15 protein-coding genes are annotated in these 20,586 nt (G+C 44.2%); 8 read left to right on the forward strand and 7 right to left on the reverse strand.

All coding sequences use genetic code 11. The annotated features are described in order from the left end of the window. Positions 1–57 precede the first annotated feature (57 nt). Entirely contained in the window at positions 58–753 is a 696-nt protein-coding gene (locus tag KIO97_RS10335; protein WP_285382365.1) for a bifunctional 2-polyprenyl-6-hydroxyphenol methylase/3-demethylubiquinol 3-O-methyltransferase UbiG, read from the forward strand. A gap of 97 nt (positions 754–850) precedes the next feature. On the opposite strand, the gene KIO97_RS10340 is transcribed toward KIO97_RS10335, so the two are convergent. The 3 genes from KIO97_RS10340 to KIO97_RS10350 form a co-directional block, all read right to left on the reverse strand. Next, the gene (locus KIO97_RS10340) at positions 851–1,426 is read right to left on the reverse strand and encodes a nucleoside triphosphate pyrophosphohydrolase family protein (protein WP_045490183.1); all 576 of its coding nucleotides are present in this window, start codon (positions 1,424–1,426) and stop codon (positions 851–853) included. Between the two features lie 109 nt (positions 1,427–1,535). After that, a complete protein-coding gene (locus tag KIO97_RS10345) occupies positions 1,536–2,117 on the reverse strand; it encodes a DUF1415 domain-containing protein (protein ID WP_005427978.1) in 582 nt (193 codons plus the stop codon). Positions 2,118–2,199: 82 nt separating this feature from the next. Further along, positions 2,200–3,411, reverse strand: coding sequence for an MFS transporter (locus KIO97_RS10350; protein ID WP_285382368.1), 1,212 nt, complete (start codon positions 3,409–3,411; stop codon positions 2,200–2,202). 112 nt (positions 3,412–3,523) lie between these two features. Here KIO97_RS10350 and KIO97_RS10355 point away from each other — a divergent pair, with 112 nt between their 5' ends. Beyond that, positions 3,524–4,393 carry a LysR family transcriptional regulator gene (locus tag KIO97_RS10355; RefSeq protein ID WP_009697387.1) on the forward strand — a complete coding sequence of 290 codons (870 nt, stop codon included), beginning with the start codon at positions 3,524–3,526 and terminating at the stop codon, positions 4,391–4,393. A 66-nt stretch (positions 4,394–4,459) separates the two neighbouring features. On the opposite strand, the gene KIO97_RS10360 is transcribed toward KIO97_RS10355, so the two are convergent. The 4 genes from KIO97_RS10360 to KIO97_RS10375 all read right to left on the reverse strand — a co-directional run bounded on the left by KIO97_RS10360 (position 4,460) and on the right by KIO97_RS10375 (position 8,219). Beyond that, complete coding sequence (locus KIO97_RS10360; RefSeq protein ID WP_285382371.1) at positions 4,460–5,479, reverse strand: hypothetical protein; 1,020 nt, start codon at positions 5,477–5,479, stop codon at positions 4,460–4,462. Between the two features lie 133 nt (positions 5,480–5,612). Next, entirely contained in the window at positions 5,613–6,614 is a 1,002-nt protein-coding gene (locus KIO97_RS10365; RefSeq protein WP_017818019.1) for a DUF2955 domain-containing protein, read from the reverse strand. Beyond that, positions 6,604–7,710 carry an HlyD family secretion protein gene (locus tag KIO97_RS10370; RefSeq protein WP_285382373.1) on the reverse strand — a complete coding sequence of 369 codons (1,107 nt, stop codon included), beginning with the start codon at positions 7,708–7,710 and terminating at the stop codon, positions 6,604–6,606. The genes KIO97_RS10365 and KIO97_RS10370 overlap by 11 nt, the downstream gene beginning before the upstream one ends. 281 nt (positions 7,711–7,991) lie before the next feature. After that, positions 7,992–8,219: a glutaredoxin family protein gene (locus tag KIO97_RS10375; RefSeq protein ID WP_010647589.1), complete on the reverse strand. Its 228-nt coding sequence runs from the start codon at positions 8,217–8,219 to the stop codon at positions 7,992–7,994. 273 nt (positions 8,220–8,492) lie between these two features. On the opposite strand from KIO97_RS10375, the gene KIO97_RS10380 reads away from it, so the two are divergent. The 6 genes from KIO97_RS10380 to KIO97_RS10405 all read left to right on the forward strand — a co-directional run bounded on the left by KIO97_RS10380 (position 8,493) and on the right by KIO97_RS10405 (position 20,563). Continuing rightward, positions 8,493–8,963 carry a type II secretion system protein gene (locus KIO97_RS10380; RefSeq protein ID WP_285382376.1) on the forward strand — a complete coding sequence of 157 codons (471 nt, stop codon included), beginning with the start codon at positions 8,493–8,495 and terminating at the stop codon, positions 8,961–8,963. Positions 8,964–9,159: 196 nt separating this feature from the next. After that, entirely contained in the window at positions 9,160–9,675 is a 516-nt protein-coding gene (locus KIO97_RS10385) for a M48 family metallopeptidase (protein ID WP_285382378.1), read from the forward strand. Then, positions 9,662–10,828, forward strand: a complete 1,167-nt coding sequence (rlmF, locus tag KIO97_RS10390; protein WP_285382379.1) for a 23S rRNA (adenine(1618)-N(6))-methyltransferase RlmF — start codon at positions 9,662–9,664, stop codon at positions 10,826–10,828. The genes KIO97_RS10385 and rlmF overlap by 14 nt, the downstream gene beginning before the upstream one ends. 196 nt (positions 10,829–11,024) lie before the next feature. Further along, positions 11,025–12,146 (forward strand): GGDEF domain-containing protein, encoded by a 1,122-nt coding sequence (locus KIO97_RS10395; RefSeq protein ID WP_050904941.1) that lies wholly within the window; start codon positions 11,025–11,027, stop codon positions 12,144–12,146. Positions 12,147–12,443: 297 nt separating this feature from the next. Further along, the gene (locus KIO97_RS10400) at positions 12,444–13,415 is read left to right on the forward strand and encodes a hypothetical protein (RefSeq protein WP_285382380.1); all 972 of its coding nucleotides are present in this window, start codon (positions 12,444–12,446) and stop codon (positions 13,413–13,415) included. Positions 13,416–13,795: 380 nt separating this feature from the next. Beyond that, on the forward strand, positions 13,796–20,563 hold the full coding sequence (locus KIO97_RS10405; RefSeq protein WP_285382418.1) for a TcdA/TcdB pore-forming domain-containing protein: 6,768 nt from the start codon (positions 13,796–13,798) through the stop codon (positions 20,561–20,563). Positions 20,564–20,586: the final 23 nt, after the last annotated feature.

Raw genomic sequence — 20,586 nt, forward strand, 5'->3', positions numbered from 1 at the left:
GAAATATCAATAAATACTGAACAGGTGTTTAGTTTTAGCATAACAATGCGGTTGGGGATGCAACTTGCAGATTCAATTTGGATGAGTAGAGCTTTATCAGGGAGTGATAGCAGAAAGGATATGAAAACAAATTATCTAGTTCATGAAGAAATGTATGTTCAAGCGCGCCAAGCCGGGTGGGAAGGCTGGGGTGGTAATGAAAGAATGTCTAAGCCGATTTTGGTGGAACGTTTTCTCGCGCTGGAAGGGTGTCCAACACGAGGAAGATTGCTTGAGTTAGGTTGCGGAGAAGGACATCACTGCAGGGCATTTTATCTACATGGTTTTGAGGTGACTGGTGTCGATATCTCAGAAACAGCAATAGCATGGGCAAGAGAAAAAGCACAATTGGCTGATATAGCTGGGGAGTATGTTGTCGCTGACTTAACTGCAGCATCATTGGAACTTACTGAACGTTATGATGTTGTCATCGATGGTAACTGCCTACACTGCATTATCGGGAATGACCGAACCACATTTCTCAATCATGTGTATCGCTTGTTGTCTGAAAATGGGGTGTTTTTTGTGAGCAGTTTATGCTCGAAAGATGGCAACAGTCATCACACGTACAAAGATGGGTACACTTATCGCTGTATTCCATCAAAAGAAAACCTCGTTTCTGAACTTGAAGAAGCAGGTTTTGAAGTTCGTAATGTAGAGGTATATGAACGAAATGCGTCAAACCATATTACGGTGCATGCTGTGAAAGCTTGAATTCTCGATACTCATTCAATAAAGCTCAGAATAAAAAGCGCCCACAATATCGAGTATTGTGGGCGCTGAATTTTATCTGTAGTGCCTAATCGGCGACTTACTGTGTAAGTGGCTTAAGGTCTGCAGGGCGGTAGTAAACTGATTTTAGGACCTTGCCTTTACGTACCGTTTTGCCTTCAGATACAAAATCTTCTGCGCATTTAGCAATGATGTATTCGCCTTTTTGAACTGCCATCAGCTTGATGCCTTGTTCAGCGTAGAACGCTTCTGTTTCTGTGTATTCTTGTTCGTTGCGACACACTTTGCTCATGTTGCTTGAGTGCACTTCGTCCCAGCAAGGGATAAAGTCGATACCACGGTTCACCGCTACGTTAAGCAGTAGATCGATTAGGTAGCTGATCGCTAGGTTATCTTCAACTTTGCTGTCACCAAGGTGTACTAGGCGACCCATTAGAACATAAACGCTGTCAATGATTGCGTCTGCTTGCTCTGTTTTGCAATCCGCTTCCGCTAGTTCAGTAAGCTCTTCGATCGCAAGAGAAGTGTGTAGCGTATCTGCTTGTGCGTCTAGGCTTGCAACATCCGCCACTGGTAGGTCGAAAGTGCTACGGAACTCGGTGATGTCACGGTATAGGTGATCAAAAATCTCTTGGGTTAGCTTTGACAGTTGCATTCTAATGTCCATTGAATCGATTGAAGTCGCAATCATATCAAACCGATCTTTAATCCCCAAGCGATCCCATTCCAACTGGTTAGAATTCTGTCTCTCGGGGAGTAAGTCTTTAACGGAATAGATAAGGGAAGAGCTTTTTACGTTCTTCTTCTGAAAGCGCTGAGACACGTGCGATATTGGTATCTGGAATGGACTCTGGATCAGGGTAGTGCTTAAGTACCTTTTCCATGCTCTCTTCACGGATCAAATGAAACACTGGATATGGAGAGCGATTCGTCAGGTTTTCATCATCTTCTGGTTCTGCACCGCCAAAGCAGTAATCAGGATGGAAGGTGGCAACTTGGAAAATGCCTTCCCAATCTTGCTGTTTGATCAAGCCTTCAACCCAATCAATGAAGAAGTTGTAATCCCAGAAATCTTGCAGCATGTTTGGAACCACAACCAAGGTTGTCTCCAGCTTTTCTGGCTCGGTATTACTCAGTTCGATCAGCTGCAGCAAAATGTCTTCAAGTAGAGCTTCTTCTTGCGAGGCTTCACTAACGAAGATTTTGATTTGTTTATTGCGCTGTGGCTTAGCGGCGAACGGGCAGAGATTTAACCCGATCACGACATCATTGAGCCATTGATCGACTTGCTCTGTGATCGCGTTGATATCAGTGTTTGATGATTCTTGTGTTGAGCGCGTTGGCATACGACTTTCTTGCTTTTATGAATGTGGCGCAAGCATAGCAGACCAGCGCCACAACATAAAACCAATAAGGCTTAACGCTTTATTAAGCCGTTATGTCTGCGTTATCGCCAGCGTCGATTCGCTCTGTAATGTGTTTTAAGAATGCGATAGCAGCGAACATGGCAATGTACAGTGTGCTACCGCCGATGAGTACACTCGACCAACCGCCGTTTTGCCAGCAATAGAGCAATAGGAATCCACCTAAACTGCCGCCAATATAGTAATGCACGAGATACAATGCGGTCGCCGTCGCTTTTGCTTGTGTTGCGTTTTGTCCAACCCAACCGTAGGCGAGCGTGTGAGTGAAGAACGCACCGAAGCTGATCAATAACAAACCTGTCAACATTGCAGGTATGCTTTCAATTACTGCGATCCACATGCCTGCCATACTGACGATAGAGCCTAAAAACATGCCAAGTATCGGTGAAAAGCGTTTACTCCAATGTCCGGCACAGCGGGAAGAGAACGTACCACCCAAATAGCAAACAAAGATGAGAGAAGCTAACCCGACAGGCACGTTATGTGGCGCACTGACCAAGCGGAATCCCATTACCGAATAAAGATTAACGAACAACGCAAAGTTCAAACCGCCAATCAGCATGGCGAACCACACACGTTGATTTTTGAAGTGTCCGATAATAGCTCGATTGTGATGCCTTAAACTGCTCGAAGAAGGGGTGAAGTTATTCTGTTTTGGCAGTAAGTAATGCACGCTGACCACGCCGATAAGGGTGAATAGCATCATGACTTCGATGGCGACATCGATGCTGAAGTTGTCTGCCAACAAACCTCCGCTGATACGCCCTGCGATCCCTCCCAATGAATTGGCTGCGATATAAGTACCGATCGCCATTGAAAATGCGTGTTTATCTAGCTCTTCCGCCATATAAGCAACGGCAACAGCTGCAAACGCGGCAAGCGCAACACCGATCAAAGCACGACAAACCACTAAGAACAAAAACGAATCGCCAAGCAGCATTAATGCGGAGATAGCAGGGATCGAAAACAGACCAAACATCATTACAGGTTTGCGCCCAATTGATTCAGAGAGCACAGCCATTGGGACCAAGCTAAAGGAGAGAGCCAGTGTGGTGGCGGCGAATAGCCAGTTGACCTGCGTTTCCGAGATCTGAAAGTGCGCCGCAAAGCTTGGCAGCATCGGCTGAAGGAGATATAGGTTCGAGAAAACCAAAAACGAGCCGAGTGCCAGAGATAGCGTAATGCGTTTGTATTCCGGAGTGCCGAAACTGACCATGAGTCCTGCCTAATGCGAGCGAGCAAATATAAAGAAACTGTGATCAATCTATCAGTTAGTTGTGGATTGAAAAAATATATTAAAAATATGGTTGGTATATATTTTTGATCTAATGGAATCGAAACAACTCAAACACTTTTTGGCGGTCGCGGAACATGGCAACATTACTCATGCAGCTAAGGCTTTGCACATTGCTCAGCCAGCGTTAAGCATTTCAATTAAGAAGTTCGAACAGTCTCTTGGTGTGACGCTGTTTCGCCGAGAAGAAAAGAAAATCAGCTTAACCAAAGAAGGGGAAACCTTGTTGGTTCACGCTAAGCGAGTAATTCAGCAGTTACATGATGCGCAGCTAGCGATTGATGAGCTCAAAGGTTTAGCCAAAGGGGAAGTGCGCCTTGGTACGCCTTCAATGATGGGCAGCTACTTCTTTCCCCGAATTGTCATGGCGTTTAAGAGCCAGTATCCAGATTTAAAGCTGACGCTGGTGGAGGCGGGCACTCAGTCTATCCGTCGAATGTTACTTAATGGTCAGCTCGATATTGGCGTGATCAGCTGTGATGATGTACCAGAAGACTTAGAAACGGATCATCTGTTTACTAGCCAAATGGTTGCCGTCGTGGCTCCGGAACATGATTTAGCTCAGCGTAATGCCATCACATTTGATCAGTTTTTCGAGCATGACTTGGTGATGTTCCAACATGGCTACTTCCACCGAGAATTCTTAGACCACGTGAGTGAAGAGCATGGCTTTACGATGAAGTCCTCATTCGAAACTAACTTGCTGCCGCTCATTCTGAGTATCGTTAAACAAGAATTCGCTATTACCGCGCTTCTTGAATTGGTGACACAACATGAGCAGGGTGTGGTGGGTATTCCATTTGAACCGAGCGTTAAGCTCGACCTTGCACTCGCATGGCGAAAACAAGGTTATCTATCCATCGCTGACCGAACTTTTATTGATTTTGTGAAGCGATATGTTTGATTCGTAGCCAATTAAAACCAAACTGTTCAATGGAAAGCCTCCTTTTAATTGGGAGGCTTTTCTTTTTTATGCAGTTATCTCTTTCTCATTAAGTGGTATCAATACCCCAAGAGCCACCATGGCAGCGCCAGCGATTACGGTGAACAATACTCGCTGCGAAAAGATCAATTCAGCCATTTCCGGATTAAAAGGACCTACCGAGACAGTAAGAATAAGCAGCATGATACAAGCTGTGGCAATGGTGTAGTTGTGTTCGAGATACACAAGGATCCCGTATAGCGAAGCGATGACCAAAACCCACATGGTTATTGTCATTGCCATGTCGGAGTTGAACGAGCCCAATAGCAATCCCACAGGCAAATAAACTAATGCACCAAGCAAGGTTCCGTTTAAACGTTGCCAAGCTTTCGGTGCTAAGTCTTTGCTGAACGGGCTGTGGATCATCATAAATAGGTAAGCACCTAAAACGGCTCCTGTGCCACCCCATATACCTAACGACAGCACTAAGCCAATCCCTACCGCTTTGCGACTGGAGTACTTGAGATCAACGCGACCAATTTTATGCGTGGTGTTCGTCGAACCTCTCTGGGCGTTGGTGTTTCTCCAAACCAACGTACTAGCAATGATCGCCACAGTGATGCCAAGCACAACCGATACTGAACGTTGAAGCATAAGTTCTGTGGCAGGGATATCTACTGGCATCATCATCGATAACAACATAAACGTCAGCGGCAGAATGTACTTTGGTACTCCTTGGTGGTGTTTATCGCGCTCTGTTATGACGAGTAAGAAGGCAAACAGCGCACTAGTAAAAGGTGCATAAGTGATAGGCACCATGGAAAGTGGTACCGCAACTAATGTCATTACCAAAGGATGAAGGCTACCTAGTAGGGTGTCTTTTGTCGTACTGAATTTGAGATTGTATAGGTAGTGGATGATTCCCACTTCCACCGCCACAAAAGCTTCTCCGACATCATAAATATACGCACTGATGATAAGCAGCACGATAGAAAGCAAAAACATGCGGTTGCCCAACACAAGGTAAGGCCTTGGTGGGATGAATTTTTGAGCGAGTGAATCGAGCATGGCGTATTTCCCATCCTTCAGTGAATAACAATATGGAAGGTATGAGATTACCAATTTGATGAAATATTCATTGCCAGTTTGCGACAATAGTGATGAAAGCTTGAGCAGCATAAAGTGCCCAAACTTAATGCGACTACGCGGTCTTCTTGTCGCGAGATTCGAAGAAATAGGTGACAAATACCATGTAGGCAACGACCAACACTAACTGCCATATCCGAACGTAAAACTTATCGTCTAGCGCACCGCTGCTCATGGAGGTACCCATTAACACCATAAAGCCCGTAAATGCAGTGGCGTAGACTGGGGCTTTGGCGGGCTCGGTGTAAATCTTGGTCCCAAGTAACGTAATAACCACCAACATCACTAGCATGTAGATGTACATATTTGGCACCAGAGAAATGGTAACGAAAGCGGCGAAAGCGAGTAGTCCTCCTAACACATTACTGATAACAAAAAACAATGATGTTTTGCCCGCTTTGTCGCTGGTTGCCATCAGAGAAAGCAGCATGACAAACGCAACGGTGAGCAATATTTGTGACAGTTGGAAATAGAAATAAAAACAAACCAAGGGAAACGACATCATCCAAGCTCGAATCGCAGCATTCCAACGAACTCCTTGAGTTAGAGGGGAGGGAGGGAAGCCAGCAAATTCAGTCGCATCCTCTTCTGGGAAGTAAACATGCGACACCCCGTAAAGCGCTACGGCGACGATACCAGAAAACGCAAAACCGATGCCCACGTCTAACGCGGCTTGCTTGTCTATAATGGTAACCGATGGAATCAAAATCAGGGCAATCATCAAGAAAGTGGCAAACATTACCCATTTTGGATCGGTAAATAGGTAATAGCTCCACAACATGCCCAACGACAGTACAGCCAGAAAACCTATTTTGTACTCTGGCAAGCCGCTCGATACCAAAAAGCCAATGACCGCGGTGGAGATCAACGCATAGCCAAGTTGTTTGACATGCAGGATATGAAACTGCGGTTTATCGACGATGAATTTTGCCGTCAACAGAGGCGTACAAAATGCCAAAGGCCAGTTAAACCATAACGCGATAAAAGTAGCCAAACCTACGGTGACAACATAGCGCAGTATTCGACGTTCTTGTGCTTGAGTCAGACTATCTAACATAAGAGAACACGCTCACTAGATTGATCCAAATCTTACCCAGAAAGTTAAATAGAGCGTTGCTCTCTGTGTAGATCACCACATCTGCTTGTCCACCGATGCGCATGAAGTCAGCCGCATGTTTATCATCGAGCTTAATGGTCACGGGCATACGTTGTGTATCGCGCAGCCAACCATTTTGATTTTTCACGGTGGCTAAGGTGCCTGGCTGATTATTCGCGCCCCATGCAACCCCTAAATCTACTGAAGATACTGTGCCAGAGAAGGTTTGTCCGGGCGCATAATCGAGTGCAATTTCAACTTTATCTCCGGCGTTAATGTTGCCCATGCTGTTTTCGCGGAAGAAGGCTTCAAGCCATAAACCGTCGCTTTCAACAAACGTCATCAAAGGAGAACCTGCTGTGGCATAAGCGCCTTGAGACAAATTAAAATTGGTCACAGCGCCATCAGAAGGTGCTCGCATTGTCGTGCGTGATAAGTTCAGTTGCGCTTGTTGCAGTTCCAGTAAAGCCGATTGGATCTGAGCGTTCTCTTCACCTGCCGCTCCCACCTGAGCTTTGGCTTTTTCTAAGTTCGCTTTGGCGTTAACGACATCGGCATTCGCTTTATCAATAGCTGCGCGAGTTGTGTCTGCATCTGATTTTGAAACCACGCCTTTTTCTGCCATGGCTAAAACTCGTTGACCTTGGCGTTTAGCATTCTCTTGTGCCACGAGCGCGGTGGTCAATTGAGCTTGTGCTGACATCACTCCTGCCATTTGCGAACCAACATTCTGTCCTGCGATTTTGAGCTTTGCTTCTGCTTGCTTGACCGCAATCTGGTGATCGATGGTATTGATTTGCAGCAGCACATCCCCTTTTTTGACTTCGGTATTTGGCTTAATGCTGACGCTGTCCACTTGACCAGAAACTTGTGGGATCAATGAGACGACATTGCCTTCCACACGGACATTATCGGTCGTCGGAATGATGCGATCTGCCACAATCGCAGTACCAATAGACACCACGGTGAGTGCCAATAGTGCATTGGTTGTACGCTTGATCTTATTAACCGGTTGCGGGGCCTGGGTAGCTTGGTTTTTTATTGCTGTCTCTGACATATTCACACTCACTTATGGTGGAGAAGGACGGTCAGAGTTCACGATCGACGCAAGATAGGGCGCCCCTTAACTGAGACCAGTTCGTTTGAGCGTTAAAATACAGCTTGTACGCAAGTGAAAATTGCCATTACACGACATTCGATAATTTTAAAGAGTCGTTGTTTGAACAAGAGTGAGTAGGAAAAGAAATAGGGTGGGCAGATAGAAAAAGAGCCTCTCTTTGGAGAAGCTCTTTAGGGTAGAGATAACGTAGTAACCAAGCAAATGGATTAATACGTCACTTAGTTGCTGTACATTTTCTCAAAGTTCTTTGGGTTCCAGCCAATCATGACTCGATCACCAATCTTAAGTACAGGTAGAGAGCGAGCACCCAGTGCGTCGAGCTCTTTGCGTCCGCGCTGCATCTTCGCATTACATAGGCGGTAGGTAATATTTTTGGAATCAAGATAACGTTGAGCATCTTTGCAGTGCGGGCATTTGTCTTTGACGTAAAGAACGACACGTTTCATTCAATTTCTCTCCATTATCGTCGGGAGGCGAAGTTTAGCGAGGTTTCGCAACAAAGGAAAGCTTGCGGGACTATACCGTAACCCAAAGTCTCCAACCCACCAAAGTAAGACTAGCCACACCATAGATTTGATTTTGAAAATTAAAGGTACGCATGCTGGTATAACTTAATGGTATAGGGTACACTAAAATAATTACAGAACGCTATTCATTTATACATCAATAAAAAAGGAAAGTTAGATAGGCAGGAAGCCGATATAACAATGGAGAAAGACATGAAAAATAAAGGCTTCAGTTTAGTTGAGATGGTTGTGGTTATTGTACTACTCGGTATTTTGGCGGTTACCGCAGCTCCGAGATTTTTAAACCTTCAAGATGATGCGCGAGATGCAACTCTGGAAGGTTACGCAGGTGCGTTGCTTGCTAGTATTGGAATTATTGCAGGCAAACATAAAATTGAGGGTGAACCCGATACCTTGGTTGTTGACGGTACAGAACTATCATTCTTTACCACAGAAGATGGCAACACTCAGTCGTTTGAATACCCAACAGCGACAGATGTCGAGCAATGTATGGATATCTGGAACATTGCGGTTAATGGTATTAGAGCTAAAGGGGCTGATGCCAAAAAAGGTGAGTTAAAGACGACTTTTGATCGTAATGAAGCCACTTGCTCCTATGCAGATTTACAACACGGTGCTGTGACATATAAATCCGGTACAGGGGATGTCCGAGTAGATATTTAACAACGGTAATCTAGGTTGGGTAGGGGCTTGTGATGCTCCTATCCAAAATGCGACTCTCTTTTCAACTCTCCTCAATATGACTGCAAAAGCTGCGCAGGTGCTGTTAATAATTAGAATGGTTATAACCCTAGATGAAACTCTTGCTCATCTCAGGTATATTTAGCGCCTTTCTTTTGTCATAGCAGACTTAATACGCATGCATCCGTCACTTCGATACATTCAAGGTTATCCGCAGAACATTATCGAGCAAGTCAGTTCACTCATCGACAGTGGTAAGCTGGTGCCTTGGTTCGAAAAACGCTACCCAGGTAGACACCAAATAAAAAGCGAAAAGGCACTCTACGAATACGCAATAGCGATCAAAAACCGCTATATGAAGAAAGCCGCGCCAATTAGCAAAGTGGTCTACGATAAGAAAATTCACGCTGTAAACAATGCACTTGGTTTGCATAGCGTGATCAGCCGCAACCATGGTGGCAAGCTAAAGTCGAAAAATGAGATTCGCATTGCGAACGTGTTTAAAGATGCACCTGAAGCGTTACTGCGCATGCTGGTGGTACATGAGCTGGCACACACGCGTGAGAAAAACCACGACAAAGCCTTTTACCAACTGTGCTGCTATATGGAACCTGAGTATCACCAACTCGAATTTGATGCTCGTCTGTTTATGATTTACCTCGATTTAAAAGCGAATTCGAATGAAGACCAATAATCACAACGCGAACCAAGCTCAGCCAAAAACGGCGAAGTCTAAGCCGAGCAAAGAAATCACCAAGATCAAACCAAAGCGTGTGAAAAATAAACCGACAGCAAAAGCTGCAAAAAGCACAGGTCTGAAAACTAACGCCGCTAACAAAAGCAGCGATGTGGAAGTGATCAAAACTGCCAAAAGTGGATTGCATGAGCGTAATGCACATCGAGGTCGTTACGATTTCAAAAAACTGATCGCAGCAGAGCCGCAGCTTAAATCATTTGTGATTAAAAATCCAAAAGGGGAAGACTCAATCAACTTCTCCGATCCAAAAGCCGTCAAGATGCTCAACAAAGCACTGCTGGCGGCGCATTATGATATTGAATACTGGGATATTCCTGATACTTACTTATGTCCGCCAATTCCTGGGCGCGCGGATTACGTTCATCGCGTAGCAGAGTTGCTTGATGGTGAAGTAAAAAGCAAGTATGCACACCATAAAGTGCAAGCGCTTGATGTGGGTGTTGGGGCAAACTGTATTTACCCAATCGTCGGTGTGACTCAATACGGCTGGCATTACACGGGTAGCGATGTTGACCCGAAATCGATTGAATCAGCCCGCACAATTGTAGAGCGTAACACCTCGTTAAACGGTAAGGTCAAGCTGATACAACAAACCAGTGAGTCCAATATTTACCGCGGTATTATCCAGCCAAACGATCGCTACGATATTACGACTTGTAACCCGCCATTCCATCGTTCAGCTGAAGAAGCGGCGATGGGTAGTCAGCGTAAGCTGGATAATTTAAAGGCAAATCAGCGTAAGAAAGGCGTGAAGGTTCAAGCTAATCAAGCGAAAACAGCTCAAGTAAAAGCCAATAAACCCGCGCTTAACTTTGGTGGGCAAAATGCTGAGCTATGGTGTGAAGGTGGTGAAGCTGCGTTCATCCGCAAGATGGCGAACGAAAGCCAAGCATTCAGTGCACAAGTGCTTTGGTTTACCACGTTAATCTCAAAGAAAGACAATGTACGCCCGATGCGCAAACAGCTTGAAAAATTGGGTGTAAAAGCGATCCGAATAGTGGAAATGAGCCAAGGGCAAAAAGTCAGTCGTTTTATGGCTTGGTCGTACATGGACAAAGCTCAGCGCAAAGCGTGGATTGAATTAAAGTAATTATTTAGAGAAAGCTATCCAAATAATTAAAAAATAGCACCACTTTGTTGGTGCTATTTTTTAACAAGAAATTCATTAATTTAATAACTATAACAAGTTTATTTTCTCTTTCTGTCAAATTATATGGTAGGGCTATCAAGTTAAAATAACATGGGGTACTATCCAGTAAAGAAATAGTATTAATATATGCCCAGCGATGTCCGATAACGAACTGATCATCTTCCCTTGGAATCACAATTTTGAGACAGGGATGACAAAGATTGATGAACAACATTACCATCTATTTTTATTGGTGAATAAATTAGCCAATACGCTGATTTATGATGATCAAATCGAGGTAGATGGCGTGTTTGGTGAATTAAAAGACTATGCACAATACCATTTCTCATATGAAGAAAGTGTATGGAATGAACACTTTTCTGATGATGTTTGGAATCATGAACATAAAAAAAGTCATGCCTCTTTCGTTGATGAAGTCATTAAAATTCAATCTGAGTCCAGAGACCTTAACTGGCAAGAGTCGATTGAACATATCCTGCAATTCTTAATTCGTTGGCTCGTATTCCATATCATCGGTGACGACAAGAAAATGAGCGTTGCAGTGAAAGCGTTGGAATCAAGCGATTCTTTAGAGATGGCCAAAGTGAATGCAGTTGATACCTTACAGGGTATTAACGGCTTAGTCGCTGATACGGTTCTCAAAATGTATTTTGAAGTCTCGACTCAATCGATTGAATTAGTAAGAGAAAAGCATCGTCGTTTCGTGGCAGAAAAAGAGTTGCGATGTCTCAATAAGAAGCTTCAAGAACTTGCTATTACTGATGAACTATCGGGTCTGTATAATCGCCGATACTTTAACATCATGACGCCAGATATCCTCTCCAAAGCACAAGCAGGCAATCAAACGGTCAGCTTTGTTTCTATTGATTTAGACTACTTCAAGCAACTTAATGATGAGCTCGGCCACCTAAAGGGCGATGAGGCCATCACCAAGGTTGGGGCGTTATTATCCTCGCAATTCAATGGTGTTGACGAAATCGCTTTTCGTATGGGCGGGGAAGAGTTTTTGATTGTGCTTGTCGGATCAGAGCATCACCGCTGCGTGAGACGTGCAGAGAAAGTTAGAGAGTCCATTGCTACGCTTTCAATTCAGTGCGACCGTCACGAGCAGAGTCACTTTTTGACGAGCTCTATAGGTGTGTACAGCCAACAATCAGAAGCTAATGTGGATATTCGTTACTTTTTAGATAAAGTAGATAAATGCCTATATAAAGCGAAGCTGACAGGGAGAAATAAGGTAGTTTCAGAGTGTCTATGACTTAATAGATGTGAATTACCAGTCGTCTCTTCTAAATATTTTTTATATCAATATCCGGTATTATTTCCTTGTTTTTAATCTGGGTATAATACCAGTATTGAGCCTGAGCTTACTCATAATTCAGCTATTTATTTCATTAGTTATAGTCTTTTCTATCTTTAAATTGTTTTATATTTTAATACTATCCTTATTCTTGAGCGCAATCACAACTATATATATTCAATTCTATTTTAGGATTTATTCCTTGAAAGGTGAGCGATAAAAAAGATAATCCACCTTCCCTTAAAGGAGGATTAAATGAATAAATACAGTATCCTAGCAGCATTAATTTTATCATCCCCAGTTTGTAGCCAGACGTTCTCTATCACTCCCTCAGTAAAAGCAGGGCTGCCTACCGTTTTAGAACAGCCAAATTTATATCAAGCACCTGTTTTTGATTTTTATGATTTCTCCGAAGGCTATCTAGAGCAGCGCGCTGAGTCTATTGCTGAGCTTCCTATGGCATTAAGCCATATCAACAGAGTTTGTATTCAAAATAGATTTAGTGAGATCGATAAAAGTGAAGACTATGGTCAATCTGGTGTCTTGTTATACACCTACAAAACGAATGACCGAGGAGAGAAGATTCATAACACAACAATAGGGGATAGAGCGCCTTTAGAAAGTATCTCTGAACACTGCTTTGATGAATCAACGTGGGTTTACAAACATTGGCTGGACGACGGTGCAATTGCTTTTACACCTTACAGTACAAAGTTTTCTTTCCTAGAAGACGTAAGAGTGGTGGTTGATGGAGAGCTCGAATTACCAACAAATTCTACGCTGTTAGTTCAGCACTATTTTGACTTTATAAGCAAAGTGGGTTTCGACCAATCTGCCAGCTTTTATCATCCAAATGGTATAGCGAAACTTAAATCGATCATTATCGATGGCCTTGAGAGTAACAACGAAAATATCATTACACTGAAAAATATATCTTTTGGTGAAGATACCTCTCTTTTCGATATTGCGTTAATGTCTAATGATGAGCTTATGAATAAACTTTTGAGCCTAGTGAAAAAGGTGAGTGGGAAAAACACCCTCAACTTTGAATCCCTGCGCATCATTAATGAATTTGAACTCGACGACAAGAAGTATATTAATGTTCAAAGAAAGGATTGGGTGTTAGGGCGGCTCATCACGGTCAATGAAGTGATTATCCTTCAAAGATATGGTAACCAATGGCTTATTGAAATGCCTGAAAGCATTAACGATATGCTATCTAAATAAAAATATAGGCGGCAATTAATGGCATTGCCGCTTTACTAATTAAATTTTCATGATGCTTCATATTCTTTCTTATATTAACTTTATCTGTCACCACTTGGCGCGCCGTTGTTAATTTGAAACTTCTAATATATTTGAGTATTTCTTAAATTTATTGAATAGCCGTAAATAGTTTGTTAGTTATATAAATTCAGTTGCACTTTATAAAACTAATTATTATGAGAAAAAAACTATTAACGACAGCATTGGCTTCGGCTTTCATTAGCCCTTACTCGCTATCTAGCGAAGAAGGGAATGATATCCATATATCAAACTCAGTTTATTCGTCCTCGACTTTTGAAGAAAGGCAGTATCAAGCCGGTTTTAACGCCTTCCTAAGCGCTATGCGTAGGACGCGAGATTCAATATTAAACAGTCCAGCAAACAGGCGGCTGGTATCGGATATCAAATCAACGTTGAGTAAAGAAGGGCATTGGACGGTCAAGGCTCGCCAGCAATACATATTGTTGAAGTCGAACGTACATCAAGACTTTTATGATGCTTACTCTTCAACGAAACCTCCTGTCTTGGTGCCTCTGAATGTGGAGGAGAGTGAGATTGTCTATCAAATGTTGCACCATCTCGATGCGTCTTCTTCCGATCTAACGATCAACGTGCAGGGCTTTAGCGATCGCCCAATTTCAGAGGTTTCCAAGTTAAGCTTTATCAGCAGCGCGACTTCTGCCCGTTTTATTCCAGAAACGTTTTATTCTGAGCCAGAATCTCGGTCTCTTTTTACTTCTCGAATTACCCTCAATTTTACCAAAGAGTACTTACCGCAAGTGATTAGCGCTTTCAGCCATTTGTACTCTGGTGAAGTCGCAGATGTTGTTAGGCAGGCGAAAATTATGGGGCCGGCATATTTTGGCTCATTGACGGACCAAGCTGTGTTGTATCTTGAAGGTGCGGACATCAATAATGCTCAACGAGTCATCGACTTTTTAGCGCAAAGTATCCCGGAACAAGCTTGGGTTGAACACACTCCATTGGGAATGGTTTCACTCGCTAAGGGCCGAAACTATTCAGAAAGTTCTCGTTTCGCTTTTTCTAGCCACGGTGGTGCAAGATCGGTTGTTGCGACCGATGCGATTCTTGAAAACCTATTTGGCGGTGAGAGCCTAGCAATCTTGTTACCTGAGGCACTCAGTGCTCATGGTTATGATCCTGCGCGCATTCCTCTGCTTGATCCTGCTTTTGATTATAAGTCTGAGCAAATGGACTCAACGAGTGCGGCTTCAGATTTTATACGCGATCCGCAACGTTTCCTCAAAGAGCATACGCTTGACGTCACGCCACTTATCGGCGAGTACTCAGCGCACAAAGGTAGGCCGATGATGCAGTCCGGCACAGATGGATTCCAATTAGGTTTTGAGAGTAATGAACTATCGCGCAGTAACAAGTTAAGAGTGATTGGTGAGCCTTTGATGGACAATATGCCTTCGTTTGTCGATGTCGCTAAGTCAGCCAGAGTCGGCCAGGTTTTAGTGGCGGCCTCCAACAATGGAGGAACGATTGTGGTGGTCGATCAAGACGCTGATCATTATCGTATTTACTTCGACAAGCGTCCGCACGCCTACGCTTTATACGATGATGTTGTTGCATTGCGAGATTTAAGTTCAGGGTATCGCGTTGGAGATGTGACCAAGTTTGATAAAGGGCTCGATGTCACCTTCTTTGTTTTTAATGAAAAAGGTTGGCAAAGCGTCGTACAGAAGCAGTCATTCAATAGTTTTAGTGATTTAGAGGTGCGTCGTACGGGCTCCACAACGGCGGTGCCTTTTATGCCAGTCGGTGAAAATTTAACGCAACTGTTTGAGCAAAATCGTACAAGCTTGCAGAAAGAGGTGCTTGAGCTGGCAAAAAGGTTTGGTTTGTCTACGGCTCAGATTGAAGACCTACCTTATGACCCAATGGAAGCAAAAGTACTGGAAACGCACTCGAGCTTAAAGCGGTGGAATGAGCTGAGAACTCAACTAAATAAGAAGATCTCAGCGCAGAGAAAATCGCTTGCTAGACAAAGAATTGCTGAGCTCGCCAAGTTAAAACTACCCGGTAACTCAAATAACGCACAATCGATGAAGAAGCTATCGTTACTGCGTGCCAGCTTGTTGGAGCTAGACAACAATGCTCAATCACTGATTACCTTGTCTGAGCAGGTCGATCAGATGTGGCTAAACGTACAACAAAAGTCAGAAAGTGGCCTAGGGCAGCTCATTGTTACAGACAACAGCCTAAGGACTGGCAATTTTGATAAGGGCCAAATACACCAACGTTTCTTGGTAAAAGAGAGAGCAATAAAAGATCTATCAGGCAGTAAAAAAGCCGCTTACGAGGACGGGTACAATAATTTTGAAGCGATTTGGATTCCTGATTACGACGATTCAATGACTCTGACGCAAAAGCAGCTATTGCTATTGGGATCTAATGATCTCGATGCTCGGCAGCAAGGAGCGCTAATCAGGCGAATCAGCAATCAGATTACCAAAGAGAACATCACGAAGAACTTAGATTTTACCGCTAAGTTTAATCGAGAAATGTCTCGTTTAGGTGGCCGAGTCGTCGCGAGCCTACCTCAAGGGTTTGTGCTGACGCTGATGGGTGATGGTAGTGGGCGTTGTTACCCTCTGGTGCGCGCGATGTCTGTTGCGATGTCTAGGGGTACAGAGTCTATCCGAAACTTTTCTGACAAGCTGTTTATCGGTGCGGCAAACCCACATGATGCGGAAAGCCATTTCTTATTAGATGCACTACGAAACCTGCACTCGAATTATGAAGCGAGAGAAAGCAGCCAAATGATCGGCCAACTCGATATTGCGGGCATTATAGCGGCCGTAAACCGTGGGCTCTCTGAGCAAGGACAGGTCTCACTGGCGGTCAATACGAGTACACATTCAGTTGGTGTTGCTGCGATCAATGATATGGGACAGAAGCGCTTTTACTTCTATGATCCTAACTTTGCTGTTGTTGAATTCTCTTCGCTGAAATCTCTCAAAAAAGCGTTAGAAGCGCATTTTGTGATGCATGAGATGGCGGAGTACTATCTATCAATGGGGACCAAGGCGAACCCTGAATTCAATGTGTTAGCGATTGATACATCCAAAATGTCTCTAGTAGAAATTTTACCCGGTCAGCAGGTTTTCGACCTCTCTTCTTCAGAGCCGCTTAGCCCGGTGGGAGATGGAGATTCTATCGTTACTGTGAGCGACGAGGATTCCATTGTCACTATTGATGATGATGCATCGATCATGACGATTGACGATGATGAGTCTATTATCGTTTTAGAAAACTCAGAGAGCAGAGTACAACAGGATCTCGCTCTGAGAATGAATCTAACCAAAGTTAAAGCTTATGAGCATGCCAGCCTATTATCTAACGCTGTAGAACGTGCGAGAACTCAGTATCGATTGCCAGAAGAGTGGTTACCAGTGATAGGGAGCATCGAGGAGTCATCTCCCGGATATTCCGCTATCACTTTTGTTTCACCAGATGGGGCAATGGAACAAAGGGTACAAATTCAAGGGCGAGAGTTGGTCCGAGTGAGTGAGTATCTCCATGAGCAATATGCCAACGTTAAGGCTCGCTTTGATCTTCGCACTGGCCAACGTGTTCCAACCTTTGAATTTGAAGACGTGCAAGGATTCGATGGTTTGAATGCAGGTTTTGCGGTTCAGTCGGTTATCACTTGGTTTCAAAACGAAAAAAGAAGTCAAATCTCGGGCGAGAAAAGCAGTGCCTTACAGAAAGCGCTGGAGATTCACAGCTACGTCATGGCAGGACAAATCTCCCACGGCCTTCTGATGGATGCTCAGCACATGGTGAATTTATTTAAAGTTGCCGCTGCTACCGATGCTGAGCTTGTTAACGCTACAGTAAACAGCCTATCAGGTATTGCGAATCAGGGCGTTGGATTGGTATTTGGTGCTGTGAATGTCAGTTTAAGCGCTTATGAACTTGCCCATGCGCAAAATGCTCAACAACAAGCAATCTTCGGGACTCAGCTTGGTTTCAATGCGGTCGGCACTGCTATCGGCGGGGCCGCTTTGGGCGCTGGTATTGCGGGAGCTTCTACGACTGCTTTAGTACTGGGAGAAGCTGGAGCCATCGTCGGTGGTTTAGCGGTGGGCTTTACTGCATTAGCTGAAGCGTTTGGTGATATTGCGATGGATGCGCAACAAGTAGGGCGCTACTTCTATCAAGTCGATCATGCTTACCGTGAAGGTGGATACCGTTATGATGCTGAGAAGAACGTTTTGTTGCCAATTCCTGGCGCGGTCATTAACCAAATTGATTTATCAAACGGGCAAATAGAGCTTGGTAGTCAAGCCCTTTACTCTTCTAAGCACGGTAAAACCGGGTCCGGTTGGTTGAACTACTTCTTTTGGGCGGGCGATCTACCAAAAGCATTGAGAGACAAGTCTAAGGCTTTACCGCTAAGAGAGCGCCTAGGCTATGGCTCGTACGTTGGTATCGATTCCCACAGCTCCACATTAGTGCTACCTGCAACAGGCAAGTCGTACATCGACTATGACTATGAAATCCTACCAGGCTCGACCACTAGGAACGACCAAGGATTCAGTATATTAAGATCGCTTGAAACGCATCTTGATTTCGACTTCGACTTTTACGTTTTCCCATCGGAATATGTCATACGCACTATGCGAGAGCAGTTCGTTCCGCACACGGTATCCGTAAAGCTGGGGGCTATGGAGCGTATTGTTGTCACGCCAGAGATTAAAGAGCTTGGCTTGAGAAAGCTGACTTACCATCTGAGTGCTGAATCGGGTAAACAAGAATTGATTGTACAGCCGCACGCGAAGTTCGTGCTTTCAGAAGACTCTGCAGCATCGATCAAGTGGGTAGTTGACGCGAGAGCTATTAAGGGAGCCACACCTGAAGTGACGAATGGTGTGTTGAAAATTGGCACCGTCACCCTTGATATCTCCTCGTTGAGCGAGTCAGTTGTCGAAGTGTTTACAGACCAAGGTGAAATCTGGCAAGTGGAAGACTTAACACTGTCGTTGATCGCAACAGACGCTCAAAAAGAAGAGAGCAGCTCTCATGTTATTGAGCACCTTGAAGCGTTAGCTGAAAAGCATCAGCTTCTTGGTGATTATGTTGTTATCAATAATTATGAAGAAGCCGGAGAACCTCTTGGCACCGCTTATTACGACATTAATAATGATCGTGTGATAGTGAGCCGCGATGTTTCTGTCGAACTCTCGCAGCAAGCGCAATTGCTAACGGCAACCATTGATGAAGCTTGGCTGTTTAATCAGCAGTATGGCTTATTATGGAAAGTTGATATTGTCACTGGCGAGATGACGGGCTTTTACACGTTATTCCAGCCGTCTAGGCCTTCTATTTCTGTCAGCTTCAATGCTTGGACGGAGGCGAACGTTGTTCATGTTGCTGCCACGTATCATATGCCTGATCAGTCGCAAATTAAATACCTGTACCGTTTAACGGAAGGCGGGTTAATGCTGACAGACATTCATGGCAATGAGCGGTTGTACCAAGCTCTTGTTGCGCCAGTCGATTCGGATCACAGACGCTTAATCTCGGATTCCATGAGCTCGAGCGAATTTACACCATTTGATCTTTCGGCTTACGAGAAAATGCCAACACAACTGGCTGATACCGTTAAAGTTGCCGTTGAAGGTGAAACGCCAGTGTGGAGCATTGTTGGTAAAGAAAAGGCAACAGTCGTGAGTACGTTGCCTGTTATGGAAGAGCTCAAGCTGCTGCTTGTCGATGAGGATGTCGCGTATTTTTATAGTGAGAGAGAACAATCTATTTACCTTCAAAAAGAGGGACGAATTAAAAACGTTACTCTAAAAGAAGGTGACAAGGTTACTGCCCACGAGCATGTCTATATCGCGAGTGACAATGGCGAAATTCATGTGTTAACGCCTGAAGGTACGAAAAGCCTGATCGCAATTAACCAGCAATGGATGGAGCAGTATCAGTACAACTGGCAAGATACGTTGGTGACCAAATTTAACGGCACCAAACATCAGCTTATGATTTTTGGATTGTCAGATTTTGATGGTAAAGCTCTAAAAGCGTGGTATCTGCCGTCAAGTGAGCAGTTTGTTTTAATACCAAACCAATGGAGCGATAAGCAACTAAAACTGGTTGGTAAGAAAGACGACCAATCTGTTTGGCTGTTTGAGCCAATGACAGGCAAGTTATATGCTCAGCCTTCTTTCTCTTTAGAACAAATGTATAACTTTACACCGGACTTCCGATTCATTGCCGACGGACAACTGACTGAGCCTGTTGAGTCTGACTTGATTGGCGAGGCTTTGACGGATGTTTATGTGAGTGATGACGGTTATCGAGCAGAAACAGAGAGCGGATTGGTGTTTGAGTTGACGGCGAATGAACCGCCAAAGCTCGTCGAAGTCAGTGAACATTGGCTGATAGAGAACGAGGGGATGCTAAACACTTTATCAGAACGTTTTGAAACGGGGGCCGTTATTCACCTAGGCAAAAACAGTGATCGCTGGCTTGTGGTCGAAACGGGCAAAGAGATTCGTCTTGGCAAATCAGGACAAGCCATTTGGATTGGCTCGGTGGAAGGCCCTGTAGTGCGTGAACTGTTCTTCGTACCAGAAACCAACGAGCTGATTCAATCCGATGATCAACATGGGAGTATCTCGATAGGAAGCTACCAAGATGTGTTTAGAACTGGCGATGCTTGGTCACTCATTTCGGAGCCTACTCGTGGTGAGCTGATTGAAGTGGTCAAACTCGAAGGGACAGATGCTATTGTTCTTTCGACATCGGGCCGCAGTAATGGTTACGACATAAATGATGCTATTGGTCGGTACAAACAAGTGTTCATCAACGATAACAGCCATGCTTCGTTTATTGACTTATCGGACTTTGATCGTGACCAAGTTGTCATTCAACACGAAGGAAACCGGCTGAAATTGGTGATCGCTAACAGTACATATGTCGTGATTGAAGAGGCAGAACGCGCCTCGAAGAATAAATTAGCGTTGAGGTTTGCAGGTGATGCGCAGCCTGTTCGACTTATCTACATAATTTCAGCCCTTGATGCCCGTAGTATCGATGGCATTGTTGAAATGAGCGAGCTAGATTTGTAGGGAGTCACTTTGCTTAACATTTA

Origin of the sequence: Vibrio sp. B181a, assembly GCF_030248375.1 — a bacterium.
In the GTDB taxonomy this organism is placed as follows: domain Bacteria; phylum Pseudomonadota; class Gammaproteobacteria; order Enterobacterales; family Vibrionaceae; genus Vibrio; species Vibrio campbellii.

Excerpts from the sequence above, each read along its gene's own strand:
- KIO97_RS10365 (WP_017818019.1), bottom strand. The coding sequence starts at position 6,614 with ATGTTAGATAGTCTGACTCAAGCACAAGAACGTCGAATACTGCGCTAT.
- KIO97_RS10355 (WP_009697387.1), top strand. The coding sequence starts at position 3,524 with ATGGAATCGAAACAACTCAAACACTTTTTGGCGGTCGCGGAACATGGC.
- KIO97_RS10350 (WP_285382368.1), bottom strand. The coding sequence starts at position 3,411 with ATGGTCAGTTTCGGCACTCCGGAATACAAACGCATTACGCTATCTCTG.
- KIO97_RS10395 (WP_050904941.1), top strand. The coding sequence starts at position 11,025 with ATGTCCGATAACGAACTGATCATCTTCCCTTGGAATCACAATTTTGAG.
- KIO97_RS10370 (WP_285382373.1), bottom strand. The coding sequence starts at position 7,710 with ATGTCAGAGACAGCAATAAAAAACCAAGCTACCCAGGCCCCGCAACCG.
- KIO97_RS10380 (WP_285382376.1), top strand. The coding sequence starts at position 8,493 with ATGAAAAATAAAGGCTTCAGTTTAGTTGAGATGGTTGTGGTTATTGTA.
- KIO97_RS10340 (WP_045490183.1), bottom strand. The coding sequence starts at position 1,426 with ATGCAACTGTCAAAGCTAACCCAAGAGATTTTTGATCACCTATACCGT.
- KIO97_RS10335 (WP_285382365.1), top strand. The coding sequence starts at position 58 with ATGCAACTTGCAGATTCAATTTGGATGAGTAGAGCTTTATCAGGGAGT.
- KIO97_RS10345 (WP_005427978.1), bottom strand. The coding sequence starts at position 2,117 with ATGCCAACGCGCTCAACACAAGAATCATCAAACACTGATATCAACGCG.
- rlmF (WP_285382379.1), top strand. The coding sequence starts at position 9,662 with ATGAAGACCAATAATCACAACGCGAACCAAGCTCAGCCAAAAACGGCG.
- KIO97_RS10375 (WP_010647589.1), bottom strand. The coding sequence starts at position 8,219 with ATGAAACGTGTCGTTCTTTACGTCAAAGACAAATGCCCGCACTGCAAA.
- KIO97_RS10360 (WP_285382371.1), bottom strand. The coding sequence starts at position 5,479 with ATGCTCGATTCACTCGCTCAAAAATTCATCCCACCAAGGCCTTACCTT.
- KIO97_RS10405 (WP_285382418.1), top strand. The coding sequence starts at position 13,796 with ATGCGTAGGACGCGAGATTCAATATTAAACAGTCCAGCAAACAGGCGG.
- KIO97_RS10400 (WP_285382380.1), top strand. The coding sequence starts at position 12,444 with ATGAATAAATACAGTATCCTAGCAGCATTAATTTTATCATCCCCAGTT.
- KIO97_RS10385 (WP_285382378.1), top strand. The coding sequence starts at position 9,160 with ATGCATCCGTCACTTCGATACATTCAAGGTTATCCGCAGAACATTATC.